Origin of the sequence: Marinobacter salinus, assembly GCF_001854125.1 — a bacterium.
Lineage (GTDB): Bacteria > Pseudomonadota > Gammaproteobacteria > Pseudomonadales > Oleiphilaceae > Marinobacter > Marinobacter salinus.
The window spans coordinates 1,749,099-1,771,240 of the sequence record NZ_CP017715.1 but is presented as its reverse complement, the minus strand read 5'-3'; the positions used below and the strand labels follow the sequence as shown (position 1 = coordinate 1,771,240).

The following is a 22,142-nucleotide window of genomic DNA, read 5'->3' as shown; positions in this document are numbered from 1 at the left end:
CTTCAGCGCTGGCTTTCCGGCGTTACTCTCAGGATCTCCTCCACGGTGGTCTGCCCCGAGGCCACTTTCTGGGCGCCGCTCAGTCGCAGTGATTTCATGCCTTCCTTATAGGCATCCAGCCGAAGTTGCTCCAGCTCACACTGCTCTGTGATCTGTTGGACCAAGCCTCCTGAGAGGCTCATGATCTCATAGACGCCGGCCCGGCCCAGATAGCCGGTGTTGCGGCACTCCAAACAGCCAACAGGCTGATAAAACTGCTTGGGACATGTGGCCTTCCACGGGCGGGTGAGCGTTTGCCAGGCTTGTTCATCTGCGGGGGCCGGTGCTTTGCAGTGAGGGCAGAGCGTTCTGGTCAATCGCTGGGCCATAACCCCCAGGACAGTTGCACGGATCAGGTAAGGCGGAATACCGAGCTCCATCAGCCGGGTAATGGCACTCGGAGCATCGTTCGTATGCAGTGTAGAGAGTACCAGGTGTCCCGTAAGAGCGGCCTGTACCGCCATTTCTGCGGTTTCGAGATCCCGGATCTCGCCGATCATGATGATATCCGGGTCCTGCCGCAGCAATGCCCGCACGCCAGCCGCGAAGGTCAGATCTATGTTGGTCTGGACCTGCATCTGGTTGAAAGCCGGCTCTACCATTTCTATTGGGTCTTCAATCGTACAGACATTCAGCTCGGGCGAGGCAATCTGCTTCAGAGTGGAGTAGAGCGTGGTGGTCTTTCCCGAACCGGTGGGGCCGGTAACCAGAACAATGCCATGGGGTCGGGACGTTATCGTATTCCAGCGCTCCCGGTCTTCCTTGCTGAACCCCAACTGTTCATAGGACTTCAGTAGTACTTCCGGGTCAAAGATCCGCATGACCATCTTCTCGCCAAAGGCCGTGGGCATGGTCGCGAGGCGCAGTTCCACTTCGCTGTTATCCGGTTTCCGGGTCTTGATGCGACCATCCTGAGGGCGGCGCTTTTCCGCAACGTTCAGTCGCCCGAGAATCTTGAGCCGGCTGGTGACGGCGACGCCGACATGCTCAGGAAATTCGTAAACATTGTGCAAGACACCATCAATCCGGAAACGGACCTGGGTTACGGCCCTGCGCGGCTCAATGTGGATGTCCGAGGCGCGTTGATCGAAAGCGTATTGCAGCAGCCAGTCGACAATTTTGACCACATGCTGGTCGTTGGCGTCCGGGTTTTCGCTGCTGGTACCAAGATCCAGTAGTTGTTCGAAGTTCTGGTTGCCGGCACCACTGGACGACTGGCCGCCACCGGCCTTGCTCACGGAGCTGGCCAGCTGGTAGAACTCGACAGTATAACGACGGATATCTTCCGGGTTGGCAACGACTCGTCGAATGTCCTTGCCAACAGCCTGGCGTAGGTTGCTTTCCCACTCATTCTTGAATGGTTCGGTACTGGCAACGAGTATTTCATCCCGCCCGATCTCAACCGCTAATATTCCATGGCGCTGGGCAAATGCGTAGGACATCACCCGGGCGATGGCGGGTGTGTCAATTTTAAGAGGATCAATGTGGTAGTAAGGCTGCCCGGCCCATTCAGCCAGCCACTGGCTTAATCGGTCAAGATCAAGCGTCCGGCCCGTTTTTTGGCTGGTCAGGGCGGCCATCGCTACCAGATCGAGAGGGTGGCGCCTGGTTGCCTGCCCGGCCCCTGAGGAGGTGCCAATATTGGTCGTCAGAACCCGTTCCGCGTCTTCCTGGCTGATCTCACCGCTGGTCACCAGCGCTGTGCACACATCCCTTAGCGTTAGCGTGGAACGGGTAGGAGCCAGAGGGCGGGCCTGTTCAGGAGTCTTGGTGTCAGACATGGGGTCTCGCTTATTCCGGTATCGGCCGGTTCACTTTCAGATGAACCATGGCCATTATGAACAGCAGCAAGGTTAGCACGGTCAGAGTCACCGGCCCGGCGGCCCCCTCGCTCAGCCAGGCGGAAACAACAGCTTGGGTAAAATAGAAGATGACTACAAAGGCCAGCCAGATGTAGCCACGGTTGTTGCCCAGGAATACGGGGACCGCGAAAGCCAGCAGCGGTAACAGCTTGACGGTGAGTATCAGCGCAATGGAGACCCCCTCAACGGGTGCCGGGTAGAAAGTTGTGACAACCAGCGTCACAAGCACCGCTACGTATAGGAAAAGGGTCAGCCGGGCAGTGTTCCTGGCTTTCGGGTTTTTGAGCATAATCTGTTTCCGGAAAAGGGTGAGTGGTCTTGCTATGAGGCAAAGGCTGTATAGGTGTCACGCCGACAATTTGAGAGCGATCCTGGCCAGGCGTTCACCGAGGGCCTGGCAAAGCGATTTCTCATGATTACTCAAAGGGAGCTGCTCTCCGGTGCCCGCCCAGTGAGTAGGACCATACGGCGTACCGCCGGTTTCGGTTTCCCCGAGAGCTTTCTCGGTATAGGGCAGGCCGCACAGTAGCATGCCGTGGTGCAGCAGCGGCACCATCATGGTCAGCAGCGTGGTTTCCTGGCCACCGTGAAGGCTGCCGGTCGACGTGAAGGCGCCTGCGGGTTTCCCGGCAAGTGCGCCACTGAGCCAGAGGTCGCCGGTTGTGTCGAGGAAGTGTTTCAGCGGCGCGGCCATGTTACCGAAGCGGGTTGGGCTGCCGAGTGCCAGCCCGGCACAATTCGCCAGATCTGACTTGGTCGCGTAAGGCGCGCCAGCATCAGGCACCGGGGGCAATGAGGCATGGGTATCTGGCGAAACCGTTGGTACAGTTCGCAGTCGTGCCTCGATGCCGCTCACTCTGGATACACCCCTCGCAATTTGCGTGGCGAGCTCGGCTGTTTGTCCATTGCGGCTGTAATACAGTATCAGAATATACGGTGAAGGATCTGACATTCGCGAGCTTCCTTGTTGCCGGGGGCGCTGACGGTCGGAATCACAGGATAGACAACACGTTTTCAGGCGGTCGGCCTACCGCAGCTTTGCCATTCGCGAGTACAATAGGCCGCTCAATCAGTTTCGGGTTAGCGGCCATGGCCGCAATCAGCTGATTGCGGCTCAGGTCAGGGCTGTCCAGCCCGAGCTCCTTGTATTCCTTTTCTTTGGTGCGCATCAGATCTCTTGGCTCGAGTCCAAGCGCACTGACGATGTCGGTCAGCTCCTGCTCTGTTGGTGGTGTTTCCAGGTAGCGTATAATTTCCGGTTCAATGCCCCGATCCATAAGCAGTTCAAGGGTTTGACGTGATTTTGAACAGCGCGGGTTGTGGAAAATCCGGGTCGGTTCTGTCATCTTCTGGCCTGATTGTCTGAATGGAAACAGCGGTTTTACGTGGGCCGTAGTCTAACAGGAGGTTTTCTTGTGCAGTACCCTGCAACCGGATGGTTTCGCAATTGGAGTTTTCGTTTTGGAATCTTGTTACTGATTTTGCTCACCGCCGGCTGTGAGAAAATGGAGTTTGAGCGCGCTGATGGGCTAAAGATGGGGTGGGACCGACTCAGGGGCCAGTGGGTTCTGGTTAATTACTGGGCTGAATGGTGCAAACCCTGCCTTGAAGAAATTCCGGAACTGAATGAGCTTGATAAGGCGCCGGACATTGCCGTTCTAGGTGTCAACTTCGACGGTGTCCGGGGCGAAGAACTGGAAAAGCTGGGGGAGCGCATGGGTATTGAGTTCACCCTTCTGGCGGATGATCCTGGCCAGATGCTGGGCTGGAAAACGCCGGTTGCATTACCCGCCACTTTTATTGTGAATCCAGACGGAGATTTGCTGGAGGCCCGGTTTGGTCCCCAGACAGAAGACGACATCCGGGCCCTGATCGGCGGCTGAGTGCCGAGGCCCCAACAGAATTTACTAGCAGGAAGTGCCTGACGTTATGCCGCAGACTTTTATTCACCTCCGCGTGCACTCTGAATACTCCATGGTCGATGGACTGGTGCGGGTTAAGCCTCTTGTCAGCCGTGTAGCCGAGCTGGGCATGCCAGCGGTGGGTCTTACCGAGCAGTCCAACATGTGCTCGCTGGTTCGTTTCTACAAAGCCGCAACCGGCGCCGGGGTAAAGCCCATCATCGGCGGGGATCTGTGGCTGGAGAACCCGGACGAGCCGGACAATCCGTTCAGGCTGACATTGCTGGCCAGAAATAACGATGGCTACCTGAATCTCACAGAGATCATCTCGCTGGGTTACACGGAAGGGCAGCGGTTTGGAAAGCCGATCATTCAGCGCAAATGGCTCGAAGATCGGCCAGATGGTCTGATCATGCTGTCTGGCGGAAAACTCGGAGATATCGGGAAGGCCCTGCTGGCAGAGAAGCCTGAGCTTGCCCGAGAACGGGCTGCTTACTGGATGAATCTTTATCCGGGTGCCTGTTACCTGGAACTGCAGAGGACAGGTCGTGCAGGTGACGAAGACTGCCTGCACCTGAGCGTGCAGCTGGCCCAGGATCTGGGGCTTCCGGTTGTCGCCACCAATGATGTGCACTTCCTGGATGCAGAGGACTTTGAGGCCCATGAGGCCCGGGTCTGCATTGGCGAGAGCCGGACCCTGGATGATCCGCGCCGGGACCGGCGGTTCAGTGACCAGCAATACCTGCGCAGTGCCGAGGAAATGATCGAGCTGTTTGCCGACATTCCGGAGGCCATTGAAAATACTGTGGAAATTGCCCGCCGCTGTTCCGTAAAGGTGCGAATGGGCGAATACTTTTTGCCGAACTATCCCATCCCGGAAGGGATGACAATGGACGAGTATTTTCGCAAGGTGTCCGAGGACGGGCTGGAAGAACGGCTCGCCAAGACTCTGAGCAGGGATGATCCGGATTACGAGGAAAAACGGGCGGCCTATTACAAGCGTCTGAACTTTGAGCTGGATATTATTATCCAGATGGGGTTTCCGGGTTACTTCCTCATCGTTATGGATTTCATCAAATGGGCCAAGAACAACGGCGTGCCGGTAGGGCCCGGCCGGGGTTCCGGTGCCGGTTCGCTGGTGGCCTACGCCCAGTTGATCACCGATCTGGACCCGCTTGAGTATGACCTGCTGTTTGAGCGCTTTCTGAACCCCGAGCGGGTATCCATGCCCGACTTTGACGTTGATTTCTGCATGGAAGGCCGGGACCGGGTTATCGCCTATGTGGCTGAGAAATATGGTCGTGAAGCGGTTTCCCAGATTATTACTTTCGGAACCATGGCTGCCAAGGCCGTGGTCCGGGATGTGGCGCGGGTACAGGGTAAGTCTTACGGCCTGGCCGACAAGCTGTCCAAAATGATCCCGTTCGAGCCGGGCATGACGCTCGATAAGGCCATTGAGCAGGAACCGCAGCTCAAGGATTTTCTGGAACAGGACGAAGAAGCCCAGGAAATCTGGGAAATGGCGCTGAAGCTGGAAGGTGTTTGCCGTAATGCCGGTAAACACGCCGGTGGCGTTGTGATCGCGCCCACCAAGATTACCGATTTCTCACCCCTGTATTGCGATGATGAGGGTGGCAGCCTCGTGACCCAGTTTGACAAGGGTGACGTGGAAGATGCCGGCCTGGTGAAGTTCGACTTTCTGGGTCTGAGGACCCTGACGATCATCGACTGGGCACTGAAGATGATCAATCCGAGACGGGAAAGCCGGGATCTGCCTCCTCTCGATATCAACGAGATTCCGCTGGAAGATGTTCCGTCTTTCGACATGCTGAAGAAAGCGGAAACCACTGCCGTATTCCAGCTGGAATCCCGAGGCATGAAAGACCTGATTCGTCGCCTGCAGCCGGACTCCCTGGAAGATATGATTGCACTGGTTGCCCTGTTCCGGCCAGGCCCGCTGCAATCCGGCATGGTTGACGACTTCATCGATCGGAAGCACGGTCGTCAGCCCATGTCTTTCCCGCATCCTGACTATCAATATGAGGGCCTGAAGCCCGTATTGGAGCCTACGTACGGGGTTATCCTTTACCAGGAGCAGGTCATGCAGATCGCCCAGGTGATGGCCGGCTACAGTCTCGGCAACGCCGACATGCTGCGCCGCGCGATGGGCAAGAAGAAGCCTGAGGAAATGGCCAAGCAGAAACAGTTTTTTCTGGATGGCTGTGAGCAGAATGGCATCGACAAGACCCTGGCGGAAAACATCTTCGACCTGGTAGAGAAGTTTGCCGGTTACGGCTTCAACAAATCGCATTCGGCCGCATACGCACTGGTTTCCTACCAGACCCTGTGGCTGAAGGCGCATTACCCGGCCGAGTTTATGGCTGCGGTGCTCACCGCCGACATGCAGAACACCGACAAGGTGGTCACGCTGGTGGAAGAGTGCAGGAACATGAAGCTTGATCTTCTGGTTCCGGATGTTAGCCGCTCTGATTTCACCTTCACCGTAAATGACGAAGGACAGATTGTTTACGGACTCGGTGCAATCAAGGGGCTGGGCGAAGGTCCGATCCAGAGCATTGTGGAGGGAAGGGGCGACGGAGAGCCCTATCAGGATATCTTCGATTTCTGCCGCAGGGTGGACCTGAAGAAAGTGAACAAACGGGCTATGGAAGCCCTGATTCGTTCCGGCGCGATGGATAAGCTTGGAGCAGGCCGGGCGCAGCTCATGGCCAGCATCGACAAGGCCGTGCAGCAGGCAGATCAGCAGTCTCGGAACGAATCCGTGGGCATGATGGATATGTTCGGGGAAATGCTTGAAAACGGTGAAGGCGGCGATCCTTATGCCGATGTGGCGGGAGTTCGGGAGTGGCCCGAAAAGCAGCGGCTCAAAGGTGAAAAGGATACCCTGGGGCTGTACTTGACCGGTCACCCGTTCGATGAGTATGAAAAAGAAGTTCGGCGCTTCGTTCGCTCCTCCATTGCCGACCTGAAACCCAACAAGTCGCCGCAACGAGTGGCGGGCCTGGTGGTGGCTCAGCGCACCATGAAGACCCGAACCGGTTCCACCATGTGTTTTATCACCCTTGATGACCGCAGTGCCCGGATTGAAGCAACACTGTTTTCGGAAGCCTTTTTTGAAAACCGGGAACTGCTGCAGTCCGATCAGGTGATTGTCGTGGAAGGCCAGGTCAGTCATGACGATTATTCCGGCCAGATGAAGATGCGGGTAAGTTCGGTGATGGACGTTGGCACCGCGCGCCAGCAGTTCAGTCGTGGACTGAAGCTGGCACTGAGCGCAGACCAGCTTCAAAACGGACTTCTGGAGAAGCTGGACACCACGCTTCGGCCATTTCGTTGTGAGGGTAGTCCGGTCTGGATAGAGTACAGCAGTCCGGAGGCCCGGACCCGAATAGAGCTTGGGGATTCCTGGCGCGTGCAGCCTGACGATAATCTTCTGTTGGAACTCAGGTATCTCGTGGGCGACCAGTCCGTAGAACTGGTCTATGATTGACTAAGTCCGGCAAGGTTCTGGGCGCAGGTATGGCTGACACCTTGAAAAATTACGGTTTTGTCAGAAAGCGGACTCATACCAATGTCCGCTTTAGCCACGTTGCCGGCGCTGATATCTTTGTCCCAAATTCTGGTTTGGCGGAGTGTTTCCCGCCTGGCAATCAAATGATGGAACATCATGAACCCTAACTATCTGGATTTTGAACAGCCCATTGCCGACCTCGAAGCTAAAATCGAAGAGCTTCGCATGGTGGGCAACGATACCGATATCAACATCACCGATGAAATCAGCCGTCTCAAGAAAAAGAGCGTCAGCCTGACCGAGAGTATCTTCTCGGACCTGAAGCCCTGGGATGTCGCTCGTTTGGCAAGGCACCCGCGCAGGCCCTATACCCTCGATTACATTGAATCGATTTTCGAGGACTTTGACGAGTTGCATGGTGACCGTCGTTACGCCGACGATCAGGCCATTGTTGGTGGTACCGCGCGCCTGGACGACAAGCCGGTGATGGTGATTGGTCATCAAAAGGGCCGGGAAGTGCGGGAGAAGGTCAAACGCAATTTCGGCATGCCCCGTCCTGAGGGTTATCGCAAAGCGCTGCGTCTTATGGAAATGGCGGAACGTTTCCGGATGCCGATTCTGACTTTTATCGATACGCCGGGTGCCTATCCTGGCATCGGAGCGGAAGAGCGCGGCCAGAGTGAAGCTATTGCATTCAACCTCGCGGTGATGTCCCGGCTGAAAACTCCGATCATCTCCACGGTTATCGGTGAGGGCGGATCTGGCGGCGCGCTGGCGATTGGTGTCTGCGATCAGTTGAACATGCTCCAGTACTCCACCTATGCAGTCATTTCGCCCGAAGGCTGTGCATCCATCCTATGGAAAAGTGCGGAATACGCTGCCCAGGCGGCGGAAGCGATGGGCGTCACCGCAGACAGGCTGAAAGACCTCGGGCTTGCGGACAACGTGATCAAGGAGCCCTTGGGCGGAGCCCATCGAAACCCGGAGGAAATGTCCGTTTCCCTGAAAGAGGTTTTGGCCAAGGGTGTGGCGGAATTGAGCCGTCTTCCGGAAGATGAGCTGGTATCCCGCCGTTACGAGCGGCTCACCCGCTATGACACCGGGCGCTAAGCCCGGCTCCGGATTTGCCTGGCCGGATACGCTATGTGAGCCGGTCAGGTCGCTTCCCTCGCATTCCCGCCTGTGGGTTGCCCTCAGCGGTGGACTCGATTCTGTATTGCTCCTGCATCTGGCGGCCTTCTGCCACCGCTCCCGGGTCCCACTGGGGGCTATCCATGTGAATCACCAGCTCCAGCCCAATGCTGGTGAGGCCGAGGCCTTTTGCCGGGAGCAATGCGGCGTGCTGGGCATTCCCTTTGTTGCCCGCAGGGTGATCGTCAATACCGGAGGGAATGATTCGGGGGCTGGCGGCGTGGAGGAGGCTGCCCGCAAAGCCCGTTACGCAGTCTTCGAACAGATTCTGGAGCCGGGCGACTTGCTGCTCATGGCCCACCATGGTGATGATCAGGCCGAGACTGTTCTGTTCCGTTTGCTCCGGGGTAGCGGCGTGGCCGGTCTGGCTGGCATGCCCCGTTCCCGCAAGCTGGGAGCTGGTCATCTCGCGCGCCCGTTGCTGGATCTGGCGCGCGATGACATTGTTCGGTGGGCGAGAGAAGCTGGGCTGTCGTGGGTCGAAGACCCCAGCAATGTTGATCAGGTTTATGATCGCAATTATCTGCGCCACGCTATTCTGCCGCGGCTAAAGGCCCGATGGCCAGGACTTGCCCGAAGGGTTCGCCACAGCGCCAGCGCTTGTGCTGACAGTGAGTTTCTGAACGGCCGCCTTGCTGAAATCCAGTGGGCAGGGTGTTCTGACGGCGAGGGCCGCGTTTTGGTTGCGGGTGTGAAAGCACTGACGTTGTCGGAGCAGAGGAACATGTTGCGCTGGTGGATCCGGAAACGTGGCTTTCACCCCCCGCAGCTCTCTGACTGGCGTCAGGTGATGCATGACCTGCTCGAGGCCGGAGAGGACCGGGAACCGGAGCTGCTGGGTGAGGGCTTCAGTCTGCGCCGGTTTCAGGGGCGGCTGTATCTGGTTCCGGATCCGGTTGATGTGGCCAGGAGGGTGGCAACCATCGCGCCAGGCGAAAAACTGAAATGGGGGGAGTGGACGCTTGGTCTGGAGCCGGGTACTAACCCGGAACAGACGATCCCGCCAATAAGGGTATCTACGAGGCAAGGTGGGGAGCGCCTTCGGTTTTCCCCTCGGGAATCCTCGAAATCCCTGAAAAATTGGCTTCAGGAAAAGGCGGTTCCACCTTGGGAGAGGGCCCGTCTGCCTTTGGTTTTTGCGGGTTCCGAGGGTGTCGGAGAACTGATTGCAGTTGGCGATTTGTGGTGTTCTGAACAATACTCGGGAAGCGCCCCCGCCGCCGGCTGGCGGCTGATTGTGGAGAGGGATTGTGATTGAGTAGGGAGGGGCTTTCTGGTAGTCTGGCGTCCCATCTTGAGATGACAATCTCCCTCCTTCACCGAACCAGACAATCATGGAATCTGCATGACGCGTTATATTTTCGTCACCGGCGGTGTCGTGTCCTCCTTGGGGAAAGGTATCGCTTCAGCCTCCCTGGCTGCGATCCTCGAGGCACGCGGCCTGAAGGTCACTATTCTCAAGCTGGACCCGTACATCAACGTGGACCCCGGCACCATGAGCCCGTTCCAGCACGGTGAGGTTTTTGTCACCGAAGACGGCGCGGAAACCGATCTCGACCTGGGCCACTACGAGCGGTTCATCCGCACGCCGATGAGCCGTCGGAACAACTTCACCACCGGTCGCGTTTACGAAGAAGTGATTCGAAAGGAGCGCCGAGGTGATTATCTGGGCGGCACCGTCCAGGTTATTCCCCACATTACTGATGAGATCAAGCGCCGAGTAGTGGAAGGCGCGGCGGGCGCAGATGTTGCCATGATAGAAATTGGCGGCACGGTAGGGGATATCGAATCCCTGCCATTCCTTGAGGCCTGCCGACAACTGAAGGTCGAAGTCGGTCCTCAGCGTGCCCTGTTCATGCACCTGACTCTGGTCCCTTACATCGCCACCGCAGGCGAGATCAAGACCAAACCTACCCAGCACTCCGTCAAGGAAATGCGTTCTATTGGCCTGCAGCCAGACATTCTCCTGTGTCGATCCGAACACGAAGTGGATGTCAGCTCTCGTCGTAAAATTGCGCTGTTTACCAACGTTGAAGAGCGGGCGGTCATTCCCTTGCAGGATGCCAAGTCCATTTATGCCATCCCCCGTATGCTCTATGAGCACGGTCTGGATCAGCTGGTGATTGAGCGTTTCGGCCTGGATGCGCGACCGGCGGATCTGAGCGAGTGGGATGATGTGGTGGAGTCCCTGATGAATCCCCAGGGTGAAATCACCATTGCTATGGTCGGCAAATACATGGAGCTGCTCGACGCCTACAAGTCGCTGATCGAGTCTCTGCTCCATGCTGGCATCAAGACTCGAACCAAGGTCAATATCAATTACATTGATTCCGAAGACATTGAGCGTGACGGCACCGTCGCTCTGGAGAGCGCGGACGCCATTCTGGTTCCCGGCGGTTTTGGTGAGCGTGGCGTTGAAGGAAAGATTCGCACAGTTCAGTATGCCCGCGAGAACAAGGTTCCCTATCTGGGGATCTGTCTGGGCATGCAGGTGGCTGTCATCGAATATGCCCGCAACGTAGCAGGCCTGAAAGACGCCCATAGCACCGAATTCCGCGAGCACACGCCAGAGCCGGTCGTCGGTCTGATAACTGAGTGGCTGGATTCCACCGGTGAGCGCGAAGAGCGGACCGAAGAATCCGATCTGGGCGGGACCATGCGCCTGGGTGCTCAGGATTGCGTGCTGACGGAAGGTTCAACCATCGCCAACTGCTATGGCAGGAAGACCATTCGCGAGCGTCACCGTCACCGCTATGAAGTGAACAACCATTTCCTGCCGAGGTTGGAAGAAGCTGGTCTCCAGATCTCTGGCCGTTCGACCGATGGCCGCCTGGTAGAAGTTGTTGAGGCGCCGGATCACCCTTGGTTTGTCGCCTGTCAGTTCCACCCGGAGTTTACCTCCACACCCCGTGACGGCCACCCGCTGTTCAGGGGCTTCGTTGAGGCAGCACTGGCCTGCAAGAAAGGATCCTGAGCATGGCGCAGAGCACTGTAAACGTTTCGGGAATAGACGTCGCCAACCACAAGCCGTTTGTGCTCTTTGGCGGCATGAACGTCCTCGAGTCGCCGGAACTGGCCATGGAAGTGGCTCAGGCCTATGTTGAGGCCACCGGCAAGCTCGGTATTCCCTACGTTTTCAAGGCGTCTTTTGATAAAGCCAACCGGTCGTCTGTGAATTCCTTCCGTGGCCCCGGCCTGGAGAAAGGTCTTCAGATACTGGCGGACATCAAGAGCAAGTTTGGTATTCCCATTATCTCGGACGTCCACGAACCAGTCCAGGCCGCTCCGGCAGCCGAAGTGTGCGACATCATCCAGCTGCCGGCTTTCCTGAGCCGCCAGACGGACCTGGTGGTCGCCATGGCGAAAACCGGTGCGGTGATCAACATCAAGAAGGCCCAGTTTCTGGCTCCTCAGGAAATGAAGCACATCATCACCAAGTGCGAGGAAGCCGGCAACGATAGGGTGATTCTGTGCGAGCGGGGTAGCAGCTTCGGTTACAACAACCTGGTCGTCGACATGCTGGGCTTTGGCATTATGAAAGCCATGAACGTACCGGTGATGTTCGACGTTACTCACTCCCTGCAGATGCCGGGCGGACGAGCCGATTCTGCCGGTGGCCGCAGAGCCCAGGTTACGGATCTGGCTTTGGCGGGCATGTCCCAGGGCTTGGCCGGCCTGTTCCTGGAAGCCCATCCGGACCCGGACAAGGCCAAGTGCGATGGTCCCTGCGCTTTGCGGCTCAGCCAGTTGGAGCCTTTCCTGCAGCGAGTGAAAGCTGTGGATGATCTGGTAAAAAGCTTTAAACCTATCGACACCGCCTGATTGGCGGTGTTTGTTTTGTTTAGGAGTACGAGCAGGTGGGGGATGACTTTCCGAAACACGCTCCTTGCGGCACATCCATGTGACGCTTGGGCTCCGCCATCCCTGGCTCCGCACAGTTTCGGAAAGTCATCCCGCACCTGCTCTATGCCGAACTTCGAGTTTGAACCGTTTAGATATTGAAAAATTGGAGAATCATTCGAATGACCAAGATTGCCAACATCAAAGGCCGTGAGGTTCTGGATTCCCGCGGTAACCCTACTGTCGAAGCAGACGTTATTCTCGAAGACGGAACGGTGGGCAGTGCTTGTGCGCCGTCTGGTGCGTCTACCGGTTCCCGGGAAGCCCTGGAACTGCGTGACGGTGACGCTTCCCGTTATCTGGGCAAGGGCGTTCTGAAGGCCGTAGAAGCGGTGAACGGCAAGATCCGCGAGGCGCTGGTAGGAAAAGATGCCGCTGATCAGCGTGCTCTGGATCAGATCATGCTGGATCTCGACGGTACCGAGAACAAGGCCAATCTGGGCGCCAATGCAATCCTGGCAGTTTCCCTCGCTGCGGCCAAGGCGGCGGCTATCTCCCTGGGCAAGCCGTTGTATGCGCACATTGCCGACATCAACGGCACCTCTGGCAAGTTCTCCATGCCGGTGCCGATGATGAACATCCTGAACGGTGGTGAGCACGCGGATAACAACGTTGATATCCAGGAATTCATGGTTCAGCCGGTTTCCGCCAAGAGCTTCTCCGAGGCCCTGCGAGTTGGTGCGGAGATTTTCCATAGCCTGAAAAAAGTGCTGAAGGCCCAGGGTTTGAACACTGCGGTAGGGGATGAAGGTGGCTTTGCTCCAAACCTGCCGTCCAACGAAGCGGCACTGGCGGTGATTCAGGAAGCGGTGGAGAAGGCGGGTTACAAGCTGGGTGCCGACGTGACCTTGGCTCTGGACTGCGCCTCGTCCGAGTTCTATAAGGATGGCCAGTACCAGCTCTCCGGAGAAGGCAAGAGCTTCGACTCTGAAGGTTTTTCCGACTATCTGGCAGGGTTGTCCGAGCGTTATCCGATTGTATCTATCGAAGACGGTATGGATGAAAGCGACTGGGATGGCTGGAAAGTCCTGACCGATAAGCTCGGAAGCAAGATTCAGCTGGTCGGTGATGACCTGTTTGTTACCAACACCAAAATCCTGAAACAGGGTATCGAAAAAGGCGTGGGCAACTCGATTCTTATCAAGTTCAACCAGATTGGTAGCCTGAGCGAAACTCTGGACGCCATCAAGATGGCGCAGGACGCCGGTTACACGGCGGTTATTTCACACCGCTCTGGTGAAACTGAAGATACCACTATTGCGGATCTTGCGGTCGCCACTTGCGCGGGCCAGATCAAGACCGGTTCCCTGTGCCGTTCTGACCGTGTCGCCAAATACAATCAGCTGCTTCGTATTGAAGAAGCTCTGGATGGCAAGGCACCTTACCGCGGTCTGAGCGAGATCAAGGGGCAGAGCTGAGTCTGGCTCCTTCATTTTGAAATACGGTCATTCGATCGTGGTTGAAAAAATGTTAAGGCCATCGTGTTCTGGATGAAAATTCAGTTACGATGGCCTTTTTACACAACCGGTTAGAAGAATTTGTTGCTAATCTACTCTAAGGTCTATACTCAACGTCCAACGTTGAATTTTTGATCGGTAAACTCTTAACGGAATCGGCAATGAAATTGCTTTGGGCCATCATGGTAGTGCTGATACTCCTGCTTCAGGTTCGCCTGTGGGTCGGGGAGGGCAGCTTTGCGCAAGTATGGGCCCTGGAGAAATCGGTAGCCGAGCAACGGGAAGAGAACGCGGAGCTGTCTACTCGCAACGAACGGCTTTATGCAGAGGTCCGGAACCTGCGAAATGAGCAGGGCGCCGTGGAAGAGCGAGCCAGAATGAACCTGGGGCTGATTCGCGAGAACGAAACCTTCTTTCTGGTTGTAGAGAATTAAAGACGCCCTCCCCATGACTTCTCCCCGATTATGGCTAATAGTCCCTGCGGCCGGCATAGGCAAGCGTATGCAGGCCGAGTGCCCGAAACAATACCTTCGTATCAACAACCGTTATATTCTGGACCTCACACTGTCACGGTTGCTGGACTCTGCCCGCTTCGCCGGTTGCATGGTTGCCCTCAACGCTGCCGATCACTGGTGGCAGGATGCCGATGCCAGCAAGGATAGCCGTGTTCAAACCTGCACCGGTGGCGCCGAGCGCGGCGATTCGGTCCTTTCCGCCCTCCATGCCCTTGCCGAACAGGTAGAGGATAATGACTGGGTATTGGTGCACGATGCGGCACGTCCTTGTGTTCATTCCGACGACTTGACCCGTCTGGTGGACACTGTGCTGGGCCATCCGGTTGGAGGGCTTCTGGCTGCGCCGGTCGCTGACACGATCAAGGTAGCGGATGGAACTCCCCCTGAGGTCGTCAAAACGATGGACAGGCGTCAGCTTTGGCGGGCTTTGACGCCTCAGATGTTCCGTTATTCCATGCTCGTTGATGCACTGGAGCAGGCCCTGGCGAGTGGCCACCCGGTGACCGATGAGTCCTCTGCCATGGAGTTTTCCGGTAACATGCCGGTTCTGGTGGAAGGTCGGTCGGATAATATCAAGATCACCGTCCCGGCTGACCTGGACCTTGCTGGGTTTATTCTCAATCGGTTCTGAATTTTCTGGTTTTCCGGAGTTAGGTTATGCGAATTGGTCAGGGCTTTGATGTCCACGCCTTTTGTGAAGGTGATGCAGTAATCCTTGGTGGTGTTTCAATCCCTCACAGCCAGGGCCTGAAAGCCCATTCCGATGGTGACGTGCTGCTGCACGCTTTGGCGGACGCCCTTCTGGGAGCGTTGGCGCTGGGCGATATCGGGCACTTTTTCCCGGACACCAGCGATGAGTGGGCGGGTGCCGACAGCCGCGACTTGCTGCGGAGGACTGTGGCCAGGGTGCAGGATGAAGGCTATGCAGTGGTCAATATCGATAGCACCATCATTGCTCAGGTACCGAAAATGGCTCCTCATATCGAAGGCATGCGACTGAACATTGCCGAAGATCTCGGAATTCCGCCGAATCGTGTAAGTGTCAAGGCGACGACCACCGAGAGACTTGGTTTTACGGGGCGGGAAGAAGGCATTGCCTGCCAGGCTATTTGTCTCATGGAGCCAGTTGCTTCGTGAGTAGCACGACTTCACCCTCCGACCGTTGGCGACTGGACTGGCCCACCTCAGGAGGTGGCCGGGTTGCCAGCGCAAAGTTGAAGTCAGGCCCGGAAGACTTCCAGGTGGATGAGGACCTTGGTCTGGAAGGATTCTTCGGGAATTCGGATTTAACATCGATTCCCGGTGACGGGGAGCACCTTTGCCTCCGGCTGGAGAAGCGTGGTGATAACACCGAGTATGTTGCCCGAGAGTTGGCGACGCTGTCGGGATGCCGGTCCTTCGACATTGGTTTTTGTGGCCTGAAAGACCGCCACGCCGTGACCCGGCAGTGGTTCAGCCTTTACCGTCCCGGACTGGCGGCAGAGGATGCCGCTTTTATTGATAAAATTTCCGGGCGTTGGCCAGTACTTTCTGCGTGCCGGTACAGTCGCAAACTCCGTCGAGGGGACCATCGTGGAAACCGCTTTATCATTACCCTTCGGGATATTGCCGGTGACAAGGCGAGTGTCGAGGCGGCTCTGGATCACTTGAAAGAACAGGGGGCTCCCAATTATTTCGGTCCGCAGCGATTTGGCATAGCCGGGGCCAACCTTGACCGTGCAGCGGCGATGGGCCCTGACGCCATGGATCAACGGGGACGCTCAGGTGGTCGCGGTCGCAAAGGCAAAAACCGCGCTGGCAGAGAGGGCTCTAAAAACGTATTGTACTTTTCGGCGGCACGTTCCTGGCTATTTAACGAAGTCCTGGCGCTCAGGGTGGAACAGGGTAGCTGGTTGACGCCCATTAACGGCGAGCCCGGGCTTGCTGGTAATGAATTGGAGGTAACCGGCCCGCTCTGGGGTGACGGTGGCACCAGTGCTGGCGGAGTTCAGGCAGAACTGGAGCAGGGCGTTGTCGACCAGGCGCCAGCGCTTGTCCGGCTGTTTTCGACGACCCGCATGAAGCCGGAACGCCGGCCATTGGCGGTGCGGCCGGCGGAGCTGGCCTGGGAATGGCAGGCTGATGGCAACCTGACACTGGCGTTTTTCCTGGCACCTGGCCAGTACGCAACCACCATTCTGGGCGATATTTTTGAGCTTGAGGATATGAGCCTCGGCCAACATAACAATTGACAAGGCTAGCGGAGAACACTGTGCGTATTCTGTTGTCCAATGATGACGGTGTCCATTCGCCGGGGTTGATAGCCCTTTACGAAGGACTTGAAGGGCTGGGGGACCTGGAAGTGGTTGCTCCGGATAGGGATCATAGCGGGGCCAGCAATTCCCTGACGTTGAATCGTCCCCTGACGGTAGAGCAGCACCCTAACGGATTCCGCTCCATCGACGGTACCCCAACAGACTGTGTGCATCTTGCTGTTAACGGACTGTTCAGAGAGCCTTTCGACCGGGTGGTTTCCGGGATCAATACGCACGCCAATCTCGGTGACGATATCATTTATTCCGGAACCGTCGCTGCCGCGACCGAGGGTCGCCATCTAGGTCTTCCAGCCATTGCGGTATCCCTGGTCAATGATGGTCATTTCCACTATGAAACCGCAGCCCGCGTTGTTCGCGTGCTCCTGGAGAGCGAACGGCCTCTGGTGCTTGGGCCCCGCTCCATACTCAATGTAAACGTACCGGATGTTCCCTGGGATGAACTGGCAGGCTTCCGTGTCACGCGTCTTGGTCACCGCGAGCGTGCGGAGGGTGCTGTGCCCATGACCTGCCCGAGAGGTAAGGAGCGATACTGGATTGGAGCCGCTGGTGAGGGTGGCGATGCGGGTCCGGGAACCGACTTCCATGCGGTGCGCGAAGGCTACGTATCTATAACGCCTGTCCACATTGACATGACCCGCCACGACGTTCTTTCGTCTCTGCGTGAATGGGTGGGCAGTTTGCCGGATAGCGGGGAGGGAGTTGCATGAGTGCCGAACTTCAGGGCATTGGCATGACTTCCAGACGCACAAGAATGCGCCTTGTTCAGCGTCTTCGGGATGCTGGAATCCAGTCAGACCGGGTGCTGGACATCATCGGAGAGGTGCCCAGGCATATCTTTCTCGACGAGGCCCTTTCCCATAGAGCTTATGAAGAGACATCCCTGCCCATCGGACATGGCCAGACTCTGTCCCAGCCCTATATTGTTGCCCGAATGACCGAACTGATGCTCGCGCACTCGCCCTCCCGTGTACTGGAACTCGGTACCGGGTCCGGTTATCAGACTGCGATTCTGTCGCGCCTGTTTGATGAGATATACAGTGTTGAGCGGATCAAGCCGTTACAGGACCGTGCCAGAGACCGGTTGCGCCAGCTCAAATCCCGAAACGTGCTGCTTAAGCATGCGGATGGCGGTATGGGGTGGCCCGATCGCGGCCCTTTCGACGGAATCATCGTGACGGCAGCACCCATAGAGGTGCCTGCCGAGCTGCTGGCGCAGCTGCGTGATGGTGGCGTTCTGATTGCTCCTGTCGGAGAGGAAAACCAGATCCTCGTGGAAGTCACGAGGAGGGGAGACCGGTTCGATCATAAGGAGCTGGAACCGGTGCGTTTTGTGCCCCTTCTGGGCGGAGTGGTCCGTTGATGACTGATGAGAATCGGGTGCATCAGGGCATAACCTATGCCCGTCCACATCATCCTGCGGCGGTCTTTGTCCGCGGCATGGCGATGGGTGCGGCCGATATTGTTCCGGGCGTATCCGGTGGCACCATAGCCTTTATTACCGGCATCTATTTTCGTTTGCTTGAGGCCATCAATGAGGTTCCAGTCGCCATTTTCCGTGATCTCGCCCGGCGGCGGCTGCGAGCATTCTGGCAAGCAATCGACGGTACCTTCCTGGTATGCCTGCTGGCCGGTATCCTGACCAGTATTGTTACCCTGGCGTCGGCAATCAGTTATGTGCTGGCGGAACATCCTATCCTGATCTGGAGCTTTTTCTTCGGCCTCATCGTGGCGTCTGTCTGGCATGTCGGTCGTCAGGTTAAGCATTACCGTTATTCGCTGGTGGCGCCACTTTTCGCCGGTGCTGTGTTGGCATGGTGGATCACTACGCTGTCTGCCAATGAGTTGGAGCCGGGCAGCGCAGCCTTTTTTGGCGCAGGTGCCCTGGCAATCTGCGCCATGATTCTCCCTGGGATTTCAGGCAGTTTCATCCTCGTAATCATTGGCATGTATGCTCCGGTACTCGCGGCTATCAAGAGCATTGATATCAGCATTTTGCTCCTGTTCATGGCTGGGTGTGTGGTTGGCCTGCTGTCCATCGCTCGCCTGATTACCTGGGCGTTCCATCATTTTCATGATGTCGTGCTGGCGGTTCTTACGGGGTTTATGGTTGGGGCTCTTAACAAGGTCTGGCCCTGGAAAGAGGTTCTGAGCTGGCGAACAAACAGTTCCGGTGAGCAGGTCCCGCTGAATGAAATCAGCGTCACCCCTTTCACGTTTTCGGACCTGACCGGGCAGGACCCCCAGATTCTGACTGCAATTCTGATGGCAGTGTTTGGTTTTTGTGTGGTGTTGTTGGTCGAGTGGATTGGTACTCGTCATCAGGGCCGCCCCCTGTCCGCGCCTGGCCAGTGAATAGTTGAAAGTGTTACCTATCGCACAAGCCAAGTGTTTCGGCAGGTAACAGAAGTCGCCAGAGCGTAACTTGGAATACACTGAAAAATATGCAATATATTAAGAAGTTACTTTTCAAAGCTTAGAAACTGCTTTGGCATGCTCTGCGCTTTAGACGGATTTTTTATAACTAGGTATTTTTTATTCCTGTGATCTTTTTGCGTGGGTTAATCCATGCCGCATGGCCGGCCTTCCCGCGGTTCCCCTCCGGTGCCCACGCTTCATTACGTGTCCTGAAAGCCTCTGGCATCAAGCGTAGCCTGCTTGTGGTGCTGCTTGGCGGGCTGCTCCTGACTGGCTGTAATACCTCCGCCCTCTACCAGGACGACCTCTATAATCCGCCAGTTTACTGGGGGCGCCACGTGGTTCAGCCAGGTGAGACCCTGTACAGCATTGCGTGGCGTTACGGGCGTGACTACCGGGAACTGGGTAGCGCCAACGGCATTGGTCCCCCATGGAGCCTCAAAGCTGGACAGGTGCTTCGCCTGGACCTTCGCGGGACCGTAGCTACCCGTCCGGATCAGGACGCGGGCAGGACTGCGACCGCACCCCGACGCGCAGCGTCCCGTGCGGTTCCGCCGGTGCAGACACCGTCATCGGCATCGAAGCCGGCAGTTACGTATAGGTCTGACAAAGGGGTGCCGGCCATTTCGAAGACCCAAACGGTAGCACGAGTGAATTGGCGCTGGCCTCACATTGGCACCGTAATTGCTGGATATTCAACATCCGGAAAAGTCAATAAAGGTATTGATATTGCCGGGAAAGCCGGGGATGCTGTGAGAGCGGCGGCCAGTGGAAATGTGGTATACGCCGGCAACGGTTTGTTAGGGTATGGAAACCTGGTTATCGTAAATCATAATGAGCACTATTTGAGTGCTTATGCTCATAACCGGAAGATTCTGGTGCAGGAAGGGGAGGATGTGAAAGCCGGTCAGGTGATCGCAGAGCTCGGTAGCAGTGGCGCTGAACGACCCGTATTGCATTTTGAAATTCGAAAAAATGGCAATCCGGTTAATCCCGCCCATTATCTGCCGCCGCGCTAGCGAAGAAGCAGCCAGGATGCTGTTACCCCCTCACAAACCGGCACTGACAGAAAGACCGCATAAAAAAAGAAAAAAAAACGGTTACGACAGTAACCGGCCAACTAGCAAATGTCCTGAAGAAAAAAGCATGAATACGCAGAATGTCCGCAATAACAAGAAGTATCGGACAAACACCCAGGATTATTGAGAGGCGGGGCAAGACAGATGTCAGCAGAGCAGGAAGGAATCATTATTGACCGGGTCGAGGATGTGGAAGAATCCGAGACTCAACTACTGGCCGAAGAGAAGGTTGAAAAGAATTCAGCCGATGAAATGGAAGAGGATATTCCGTCGAAAGGGCGCTATTTCACGAGCCAGAAACAGCTGGATGCAACTCAGCTTTATCTCAACGAAATTGGTTTTTCACCCCTTCTGACACCGGAAGAAGAGGTTTACTTCGCCCGTCTGGCCCGCAAGGGCGAGGATTCTGGCCGAAAGCGAATGATTGAAAGCAATCTTCGACTGGTGGTCAAGATCGCGAGACGCTACGTCAATCGGGGGCTGACCCTGCTGGATCTGATCGAAGAGGGCAACCTGGGCCTTATCCGCGCGGTTGAGAAGTTTGATCCCGAGCGTGGATTCCGCTTTTCGACCTACGCCACCTGGTGGATCCGGCAAACGATTGAGCGGGCCATCATGAACCAGACCCGGACGATCCGGCTGCCGATTCATGTTGTGAAGGAGTTGAACCTTTACCTCCGTGCAGCTCGTGAGCTGACGCAGAAGCTGGATCATGAGCCGTCTGCCGAAGAGATCGCACGGATGGTTGATAAGCCCGTATCTGATGTGAAGCGAATGCTTGGCCTCAATGAACGGGTTGCCTCGATGGATACCCCGATCGGTACCGGCGGTGAGAAGTCCTTGCTCGACACAGTCGCAGACGAGGGTGCCTCCGATCCTGCGGACCTGTTGCAGGATAACAACATGTGTTCCTGCCTCGAGAAGTGGATTGACCAGCTCAGTGACAAACAGCAGGAAGTGTTATCCCGCCGCTTTGGTCTGAGAGGCTATCCGGTCAGTACGCTGGAGGAGGTGGGGCAGGAGATTGGCCTCACTCGTGAGCGTGTCCGTCAGATCCAGGTAGAAGCCCTGCGTCGTCTGCGGGAAATTCTTGAAAAAGAAGGCTTGTCCGGAAACCTGCTGTTCAAGTGATATTCTTCTGATCTTTCCGATCGAAAAGCCGGCCAGAAACCTGACCGGCTTTTCTGTTTCAGTATCTCTGCAAATGAGAACCAGGTTGCGACCTGGCCTCCCTCGTCGTTGTTAGAATGCCCGGACCAGGGTGGGATAAGGTGGTCGAACCCCGGTGCACGAATGAAACACGTCAATAATAACGATCGAAAAGGAAAGGACTATGAAGAAGGCTCTCTCAACCTGTTTTGCCTCTCTGATAATAACGGCGGCTCTGGCTGCCCCGGCCTCCGCAATGACTGTGGAGGGCGTTGATGTACCTGACACCTATTCCGTCATGGACACCAAGCTCAAGCTTAACGGTGCTGGCACCCGCTCAAAATGGTTTATGGACCTGTACGTGGGCGGCCTCTATGTGCCTGACACCGTAGGTGATGGAGAAGCGGTGATCAATGCGGATGAGCCCCAGGCAATTACCCTGCATATCATCTCCGGGATGATCACCAGTGATCGTATGAGCGAAGCAACTTTGGAAGGTTTTGAAGCTTCTACAGACGGCGACATGGCAGCAATTCAGGCTGATGTTGATCGGTTTATGGATGTCTTCAAGGCAGAGATCAACGAAGGCGATGTCTTCGATCTGGTGTACCTGCCAGGCGAAGGCGTAAAAGTGCTCAAGAATGGCGAACTGAAGGATACCGTTGGTGACCTGGCGTTTAAAAAGGCCTTGTTCGGTATCTGGCTCTCGGACAAGCCGGCCCAGGAAGATCTTAAAGAGAAGATGTTGGGGCAGCGATAAACGTAGTTCCTCTATAAGCACAAAAAA

21 protein-coding genes are annotated in these 22,142 nt (G+C 56.4%); 17 read left to right on the top strand and 4 right to left on the bottom strand.

Going from position 1 to position 22,142, the window contains the following annotated elements:
* Positions 1-2: 2 nt before the first annotated feature.
* Genes tfpB through arsC form a run of 4 tightly spaced genes read right to left on the bottom strand, consistent with a single transcriptional unit; the run spans position 3 to position 3,247 of the window.
* On the bottom strand, positions 3-1,820 hold the full coding sequence (gene tfpB / locus BKP64_RS08140) for a type IV pilus assembly ATPase TfpB (RefSeq protein WP_070968355.1): 1,818 nt from the start codon (positions 1,818-1,820) through the stop codon (positions 3-5).
* Between the two features lie 10 nt (positions 1,821-1,830).
* On the bottom strand, positions 1,831-2,190 hold the full coding sequence (locus BKP64_RS08135; RefSeq protein WP_070968352.1) for a DUF2069 domain-containing protein: 360 nt from the start codon (positions 2,188-2,190) through the stop codon (positions 1,831-1,833).
* 57 nt (positions 2,191-2,247) lie between these two features.
* Positions 2,248-2,853, bottom strand: coding sequence for an NAD(P)H:quinone oxidoreductase (gene wrbA, locus BKP64_RS08130; RefSeq protein WP_070968349.1), 606 nt, complete (start codon positions 2,851-2,853; stop codon positions 2,248-2,250).
* Positions 2,854-2,893: 40 nt separating this feature from the next.
* Positions 2,894-3,247 (bottom strand): arsenate reductase (glutaredoxin), encoded by a 354-nt coding sequence (arsC, locus tag BKP64_RS08125; RefSeq protein WP_070968347.1) that lies wholly within the window; start codon positions 3,245-3,247, stop codon positions 2,894-2,896.
* A gap of 69 nt (positions 3,248-3,316) precedes the next feature.
* Between arsC and BKP64_RS08120 the strand changes: the two genes are divergently transcribed.
* The 17 genes from BKP64_RS08120 (at position 3,317) to BKP64_RS08035 (ending at position 22,115) form a co-directional block, all read left to right on the top strand.
* The gene (locus tag BKP64_RS08120; protein WP_070968344.1) at positions 3,317-3,784 is read left to right on the top strand and encodes a TlpA family protein disulfide reductase; all 468 of its coding nucleotides are present in this window, start codon (positions 3,317-3,319) and stop codon (positions 3,782-3,784) included.
* Between the two features lie 46 nt (positions 3,785-3,830).
* Complete coding sequence (gene dnaE / locus BKP64_RS08115) at positions 3,831-7,313, top strand: DNA polymerase III subunit alpha (protein ID WP_070968342.1); 3,483 nt, start codon at positions 3,831-3,833, stop codon at positions 7,311-7,313.
* Between the two features lie 177 nt (positions 7,314-7,490).
* Entirely contained in the window at positions 7,491-8,444 is a 954-nt protein-coding gene (gene accA / locus BKP64_RS08105; RefSeq protein WP_070968336.1) for an acetyl-CoA carboxylase carboxyl transferase subunit alpha, read from the top strand.
* A complete protein-coding gene (tilS, locus tag BKP64_RS08100; RefSeq protein ID WP_070968333.1) occupies positions 8,428-9,783 on the top strand; it encodes a tRNA lysidine(34) synthetase TilS in 1,356 nt (451 codons plus the stop codon). Before accA ends, tilS begins: the two co-directional genes overlap by 17 nt.
* 87 nt (positions 9,784-9,870) lie before the next feature.
* Complete coding sequence (locus BKP64_RS08095; RefSeq protein ID WP_070968330.1) at positions 9,871-11,499, top strand: CTP synthase; 1,629 nt, start codon at positions 9,871-9,873, stop codon at positions 11,497-11,499.
* Between the two features lie 2 nt (positions 11,500-11,501).
* Positions 11,502-12,347 carry a 3-deoxy-8-phosphooctulonate synthase gene (kdsA, locus tag BKP64_RS08090; RefSeq protein WP_070968327.1) on the top strand — a complete coding sequence of 282 codons (846 nt, stop codon included), beginning with the start codon at positions 11,502-11,504 and terminating at the stop codon, positions 12,345-12,347.
* A 200-nt stretch (positions 12,348-12,547) separates the two neighbouring features.
* Positions 12,548-13,843, top strand: a complete 1,296-nt coding sequence (eno, locus tag BKP64_RS08085) for a phosphopyruvate hydratase (RefSeq protein WP_070968324.1) — start codon at positions 12,548-12,550, stop codon at positions 13,841-13,843.
* A 200-nt stretch (positions 13,844-14,043) separates the two neighbouring features.
* Positions 14,044-14,316: a septum formation initiator family protein gene (locus BKP64_RS08080; protein ID WP_070968320.1), complete on the top strand. Its 273-nt coding sequence runs from the start codon at positions 14,044-14,046 to the stop codon at positions 14,314-14,316.
* Between the two features lie 13 nt (positions 14,317-14,329).
* Positions 14,330-15,028, top strand: coding sequence for a 2-C-methyl-D-erythritol 4-phosphate cytidylyltransferase (gene ispD, locus BKP64_RS08075; protein ID WP_070968318.1), 699 nt, complete (start codon positions 14,330-14,332; stop codon positions 15,026-15,028).
* Positions 15,029-15,054: 26 nt separating this feature from the next.
* On the top strand, positions 15,055-15,534 hold the full coding sequence (ispF, locus tag BKP64_RS08070) for a 2-C-methyl-D-erythritol 2,4-cyclodiphosphate synthase (protein WP_070968315.1): 480 nt from the start codon (positions 15,055-15,057) through the stop codon (positions 15,532-15,534).
* Complete coding sequence (gene truD / locus BKP64_RS08065) at positions 15,531-16,628, top strand: tRNA pseudouridine(13) synthase TruD (protein WP_070968311.1); 1,098 nt, start codon at positions 15,531-15,533, stop codon at positions 16,626-16,628. The genes ispF and truD overlap by 4 nt, the downstream gene beginning before the upstream one ends.
* A gap of 20 nt (positions 16,629-16,648) precedes the next feature.
* On the top strand, positions 16,649-17,419 hold the full coding sequence (gene surE / locus BKP64_RS08060; RefSeq protein ID WP_070968308.1) for a 5'/3'-nucleotidase SurE: 771 nt from the start codon (positions 16,649-16,651) through the stop codon (positions 17,417-17,419).
* Positions 17,416-18,072, top strand: a complete 657-nt coding sequence (locus BKP64_RS08055) for a protein-L-isoaspartate(D-aspartate) O-methyltransferase (protein ID WP_070968302.1) — start codon at positions 17,416-17,418, stop codon at positions 18,070-18,072. Before surE ends, BKP64_RS08055 begins: the two co-directional genes overlap by 4 nt.
* Positions 18,072-19,064, top strand: a complete 993-nt coding sequence (locus tag BKP64_RS08050) for a polyprenyl-phosphate transporter (protein ID WP_070968300.1) — start codon at positions 18,072-18,074, stop codon at positions 19,062-19,064. Before BKP64_RS08055 ends, BKP64_RS08050 begins: the two co-directional genes overlap by 1 nt.
* Positions 19,065-19,351: 287 nt before the next feature.
* Entirely contained in the window at positions 19,352-20,146 is a 795-nt protein-coding gene (locus BKP64_RS08045; RefSeq protein WP_418287595.1) for a peptidoglycan DD-metalloendopeptidase family protein, read from the top strand.
* Positions 20,147-20,350: 204 nt separating this feature from the next.
* Positions 20,351-21,337, top strand: coding sequence for an RNA polymerase sigma factor RpoS (gene rpoS / locus BKP64_RS08040; RefSeq protein ID WP_070968297.1), 987 nt, complete (start codon positions 20,351-20,353; stop codon positions 21,335-21,337).
* 202 nt (positions 21,338-21,539) lie between these two features.
* Complete coding sequence (locus tag BKP64_RS08035) at positions 21,540-22,115, top strand: chalcone isomerase family protein (RefSeq protein WP_070968295.1); 576 nt, start codon at positions 21,540-21,542, stop codon at positions 22,113-22,115.
* The last annotated feature ends 27 nt before the right edge of the window (positions 22,116-22,142 follow it).

Coding starts and splice junctions, on each gene's coding strand:
- BKP64_RS08050 (WP_070968300.1), top strand. CDS start 18,072: ATGACTGATGAGAATCGGGTGCATCAGGGCATAACCTATGCCCGTCCA.
- arsC (WP_070968347.1), bottom strand. CDS start 3,247: ATGACAGAACCGACCCGGATTTTCCACAACCCGCGCTGTTCAAAATCA.
- BKP64_RS08095 (WP_070968330.1), top strand. CDS start 9,871: ATGACGCGTTATATTTTCGTCACCGGCGGTGTCGTGTCCTCCTTGGGG.
- BKP64_RS08055 (WP_070968302.1), top strand. CDS start 17,416: ATGAGTGCCGAACTTCAGGGCATTGGCATGACTTCCAGACGCACAAGA.
- dnaE (WP_070968342.1), top strand. CDS start 3,831: ATGCCGCAGACTTTTATTCACCTCCGCGTGCACTCTGAATACTCCATG.
- tfpB (WP_070968355.1), bottom strand. CDS start 1,820: ATGTCTGACACCAAGACTCCTGAACAGGCCCGCCCTCTGGCTCCTACC.
- ispF (WP_070968315.1), top strand. CDS start 15,055: ATGCGAATTGGTCAGGGCTTTGATGTCCACGCCTTTTGTGAAGGTGAT.
- tilS (WP_070968333.1), top strand. CDS start 8,428: ATGACACCGGGCGCTAAGCCCGGCTCCGGATTTGCCTGGCCGGATACG.
- eno (WP_070968324.1), top strand. CDS start 12,548: ATGACCAAGATTGCCAACATCAAAGGCCGTGAGGTTCTGGATTCCCGC.
- accA (WP_070968336.1), top strand. CDS start 7,491: ATGAACCCTAACTATCTGGATTTTGAACAGCCCATTGCCGACCTCGAA.
- BKP64_RS08135 (WP_070968352.1), bottom strand. CDS start 2,190: ATGCTCAAAAACCCGAAAGCCAGGAACACTGCCCGGCTGACCCTTTTC.
- kdsA (WP_070968327.1), top strand. CDS start 11,502: ATGGCGCAGAGCACTGTAAACGTTTCGGGAATAGACGTCGCCAACCAC.
- rpoS (WP_070968297.1), top strand. CDS start 20,351: ATGTCAGCAGAGCAGGAAGGAATCATTATTGACCGGGTCGAGGATGTG.
- BKP64_RS08035 (WP_070968295.1), top strand. CDS start 21,540: ATGAAGAAGGCTCTCTCAACCTGTTTTGCCTCTCTGATAATAACGGCG.
- wrbA (WP_070968349.1), bottom strand. CDS start 2,853: ATGTCAGATCCTTCACCGTATATTCTGATACTGTATTACAGCCGCAAT.
- BKP64_RS08080 (WP_070968320.1), top strand. CDS start 14,044: ATGAAATTGCTTTGGGCCATCATGGTAGTGCTGATACTCCTGCTTCAG.
- ispD (WP_070968318.1), top strand. CDS start 14,330: ATGACTTCTCCCCGATTATGGCTAATAGTCCCTGCGGCCGGCATAGGC.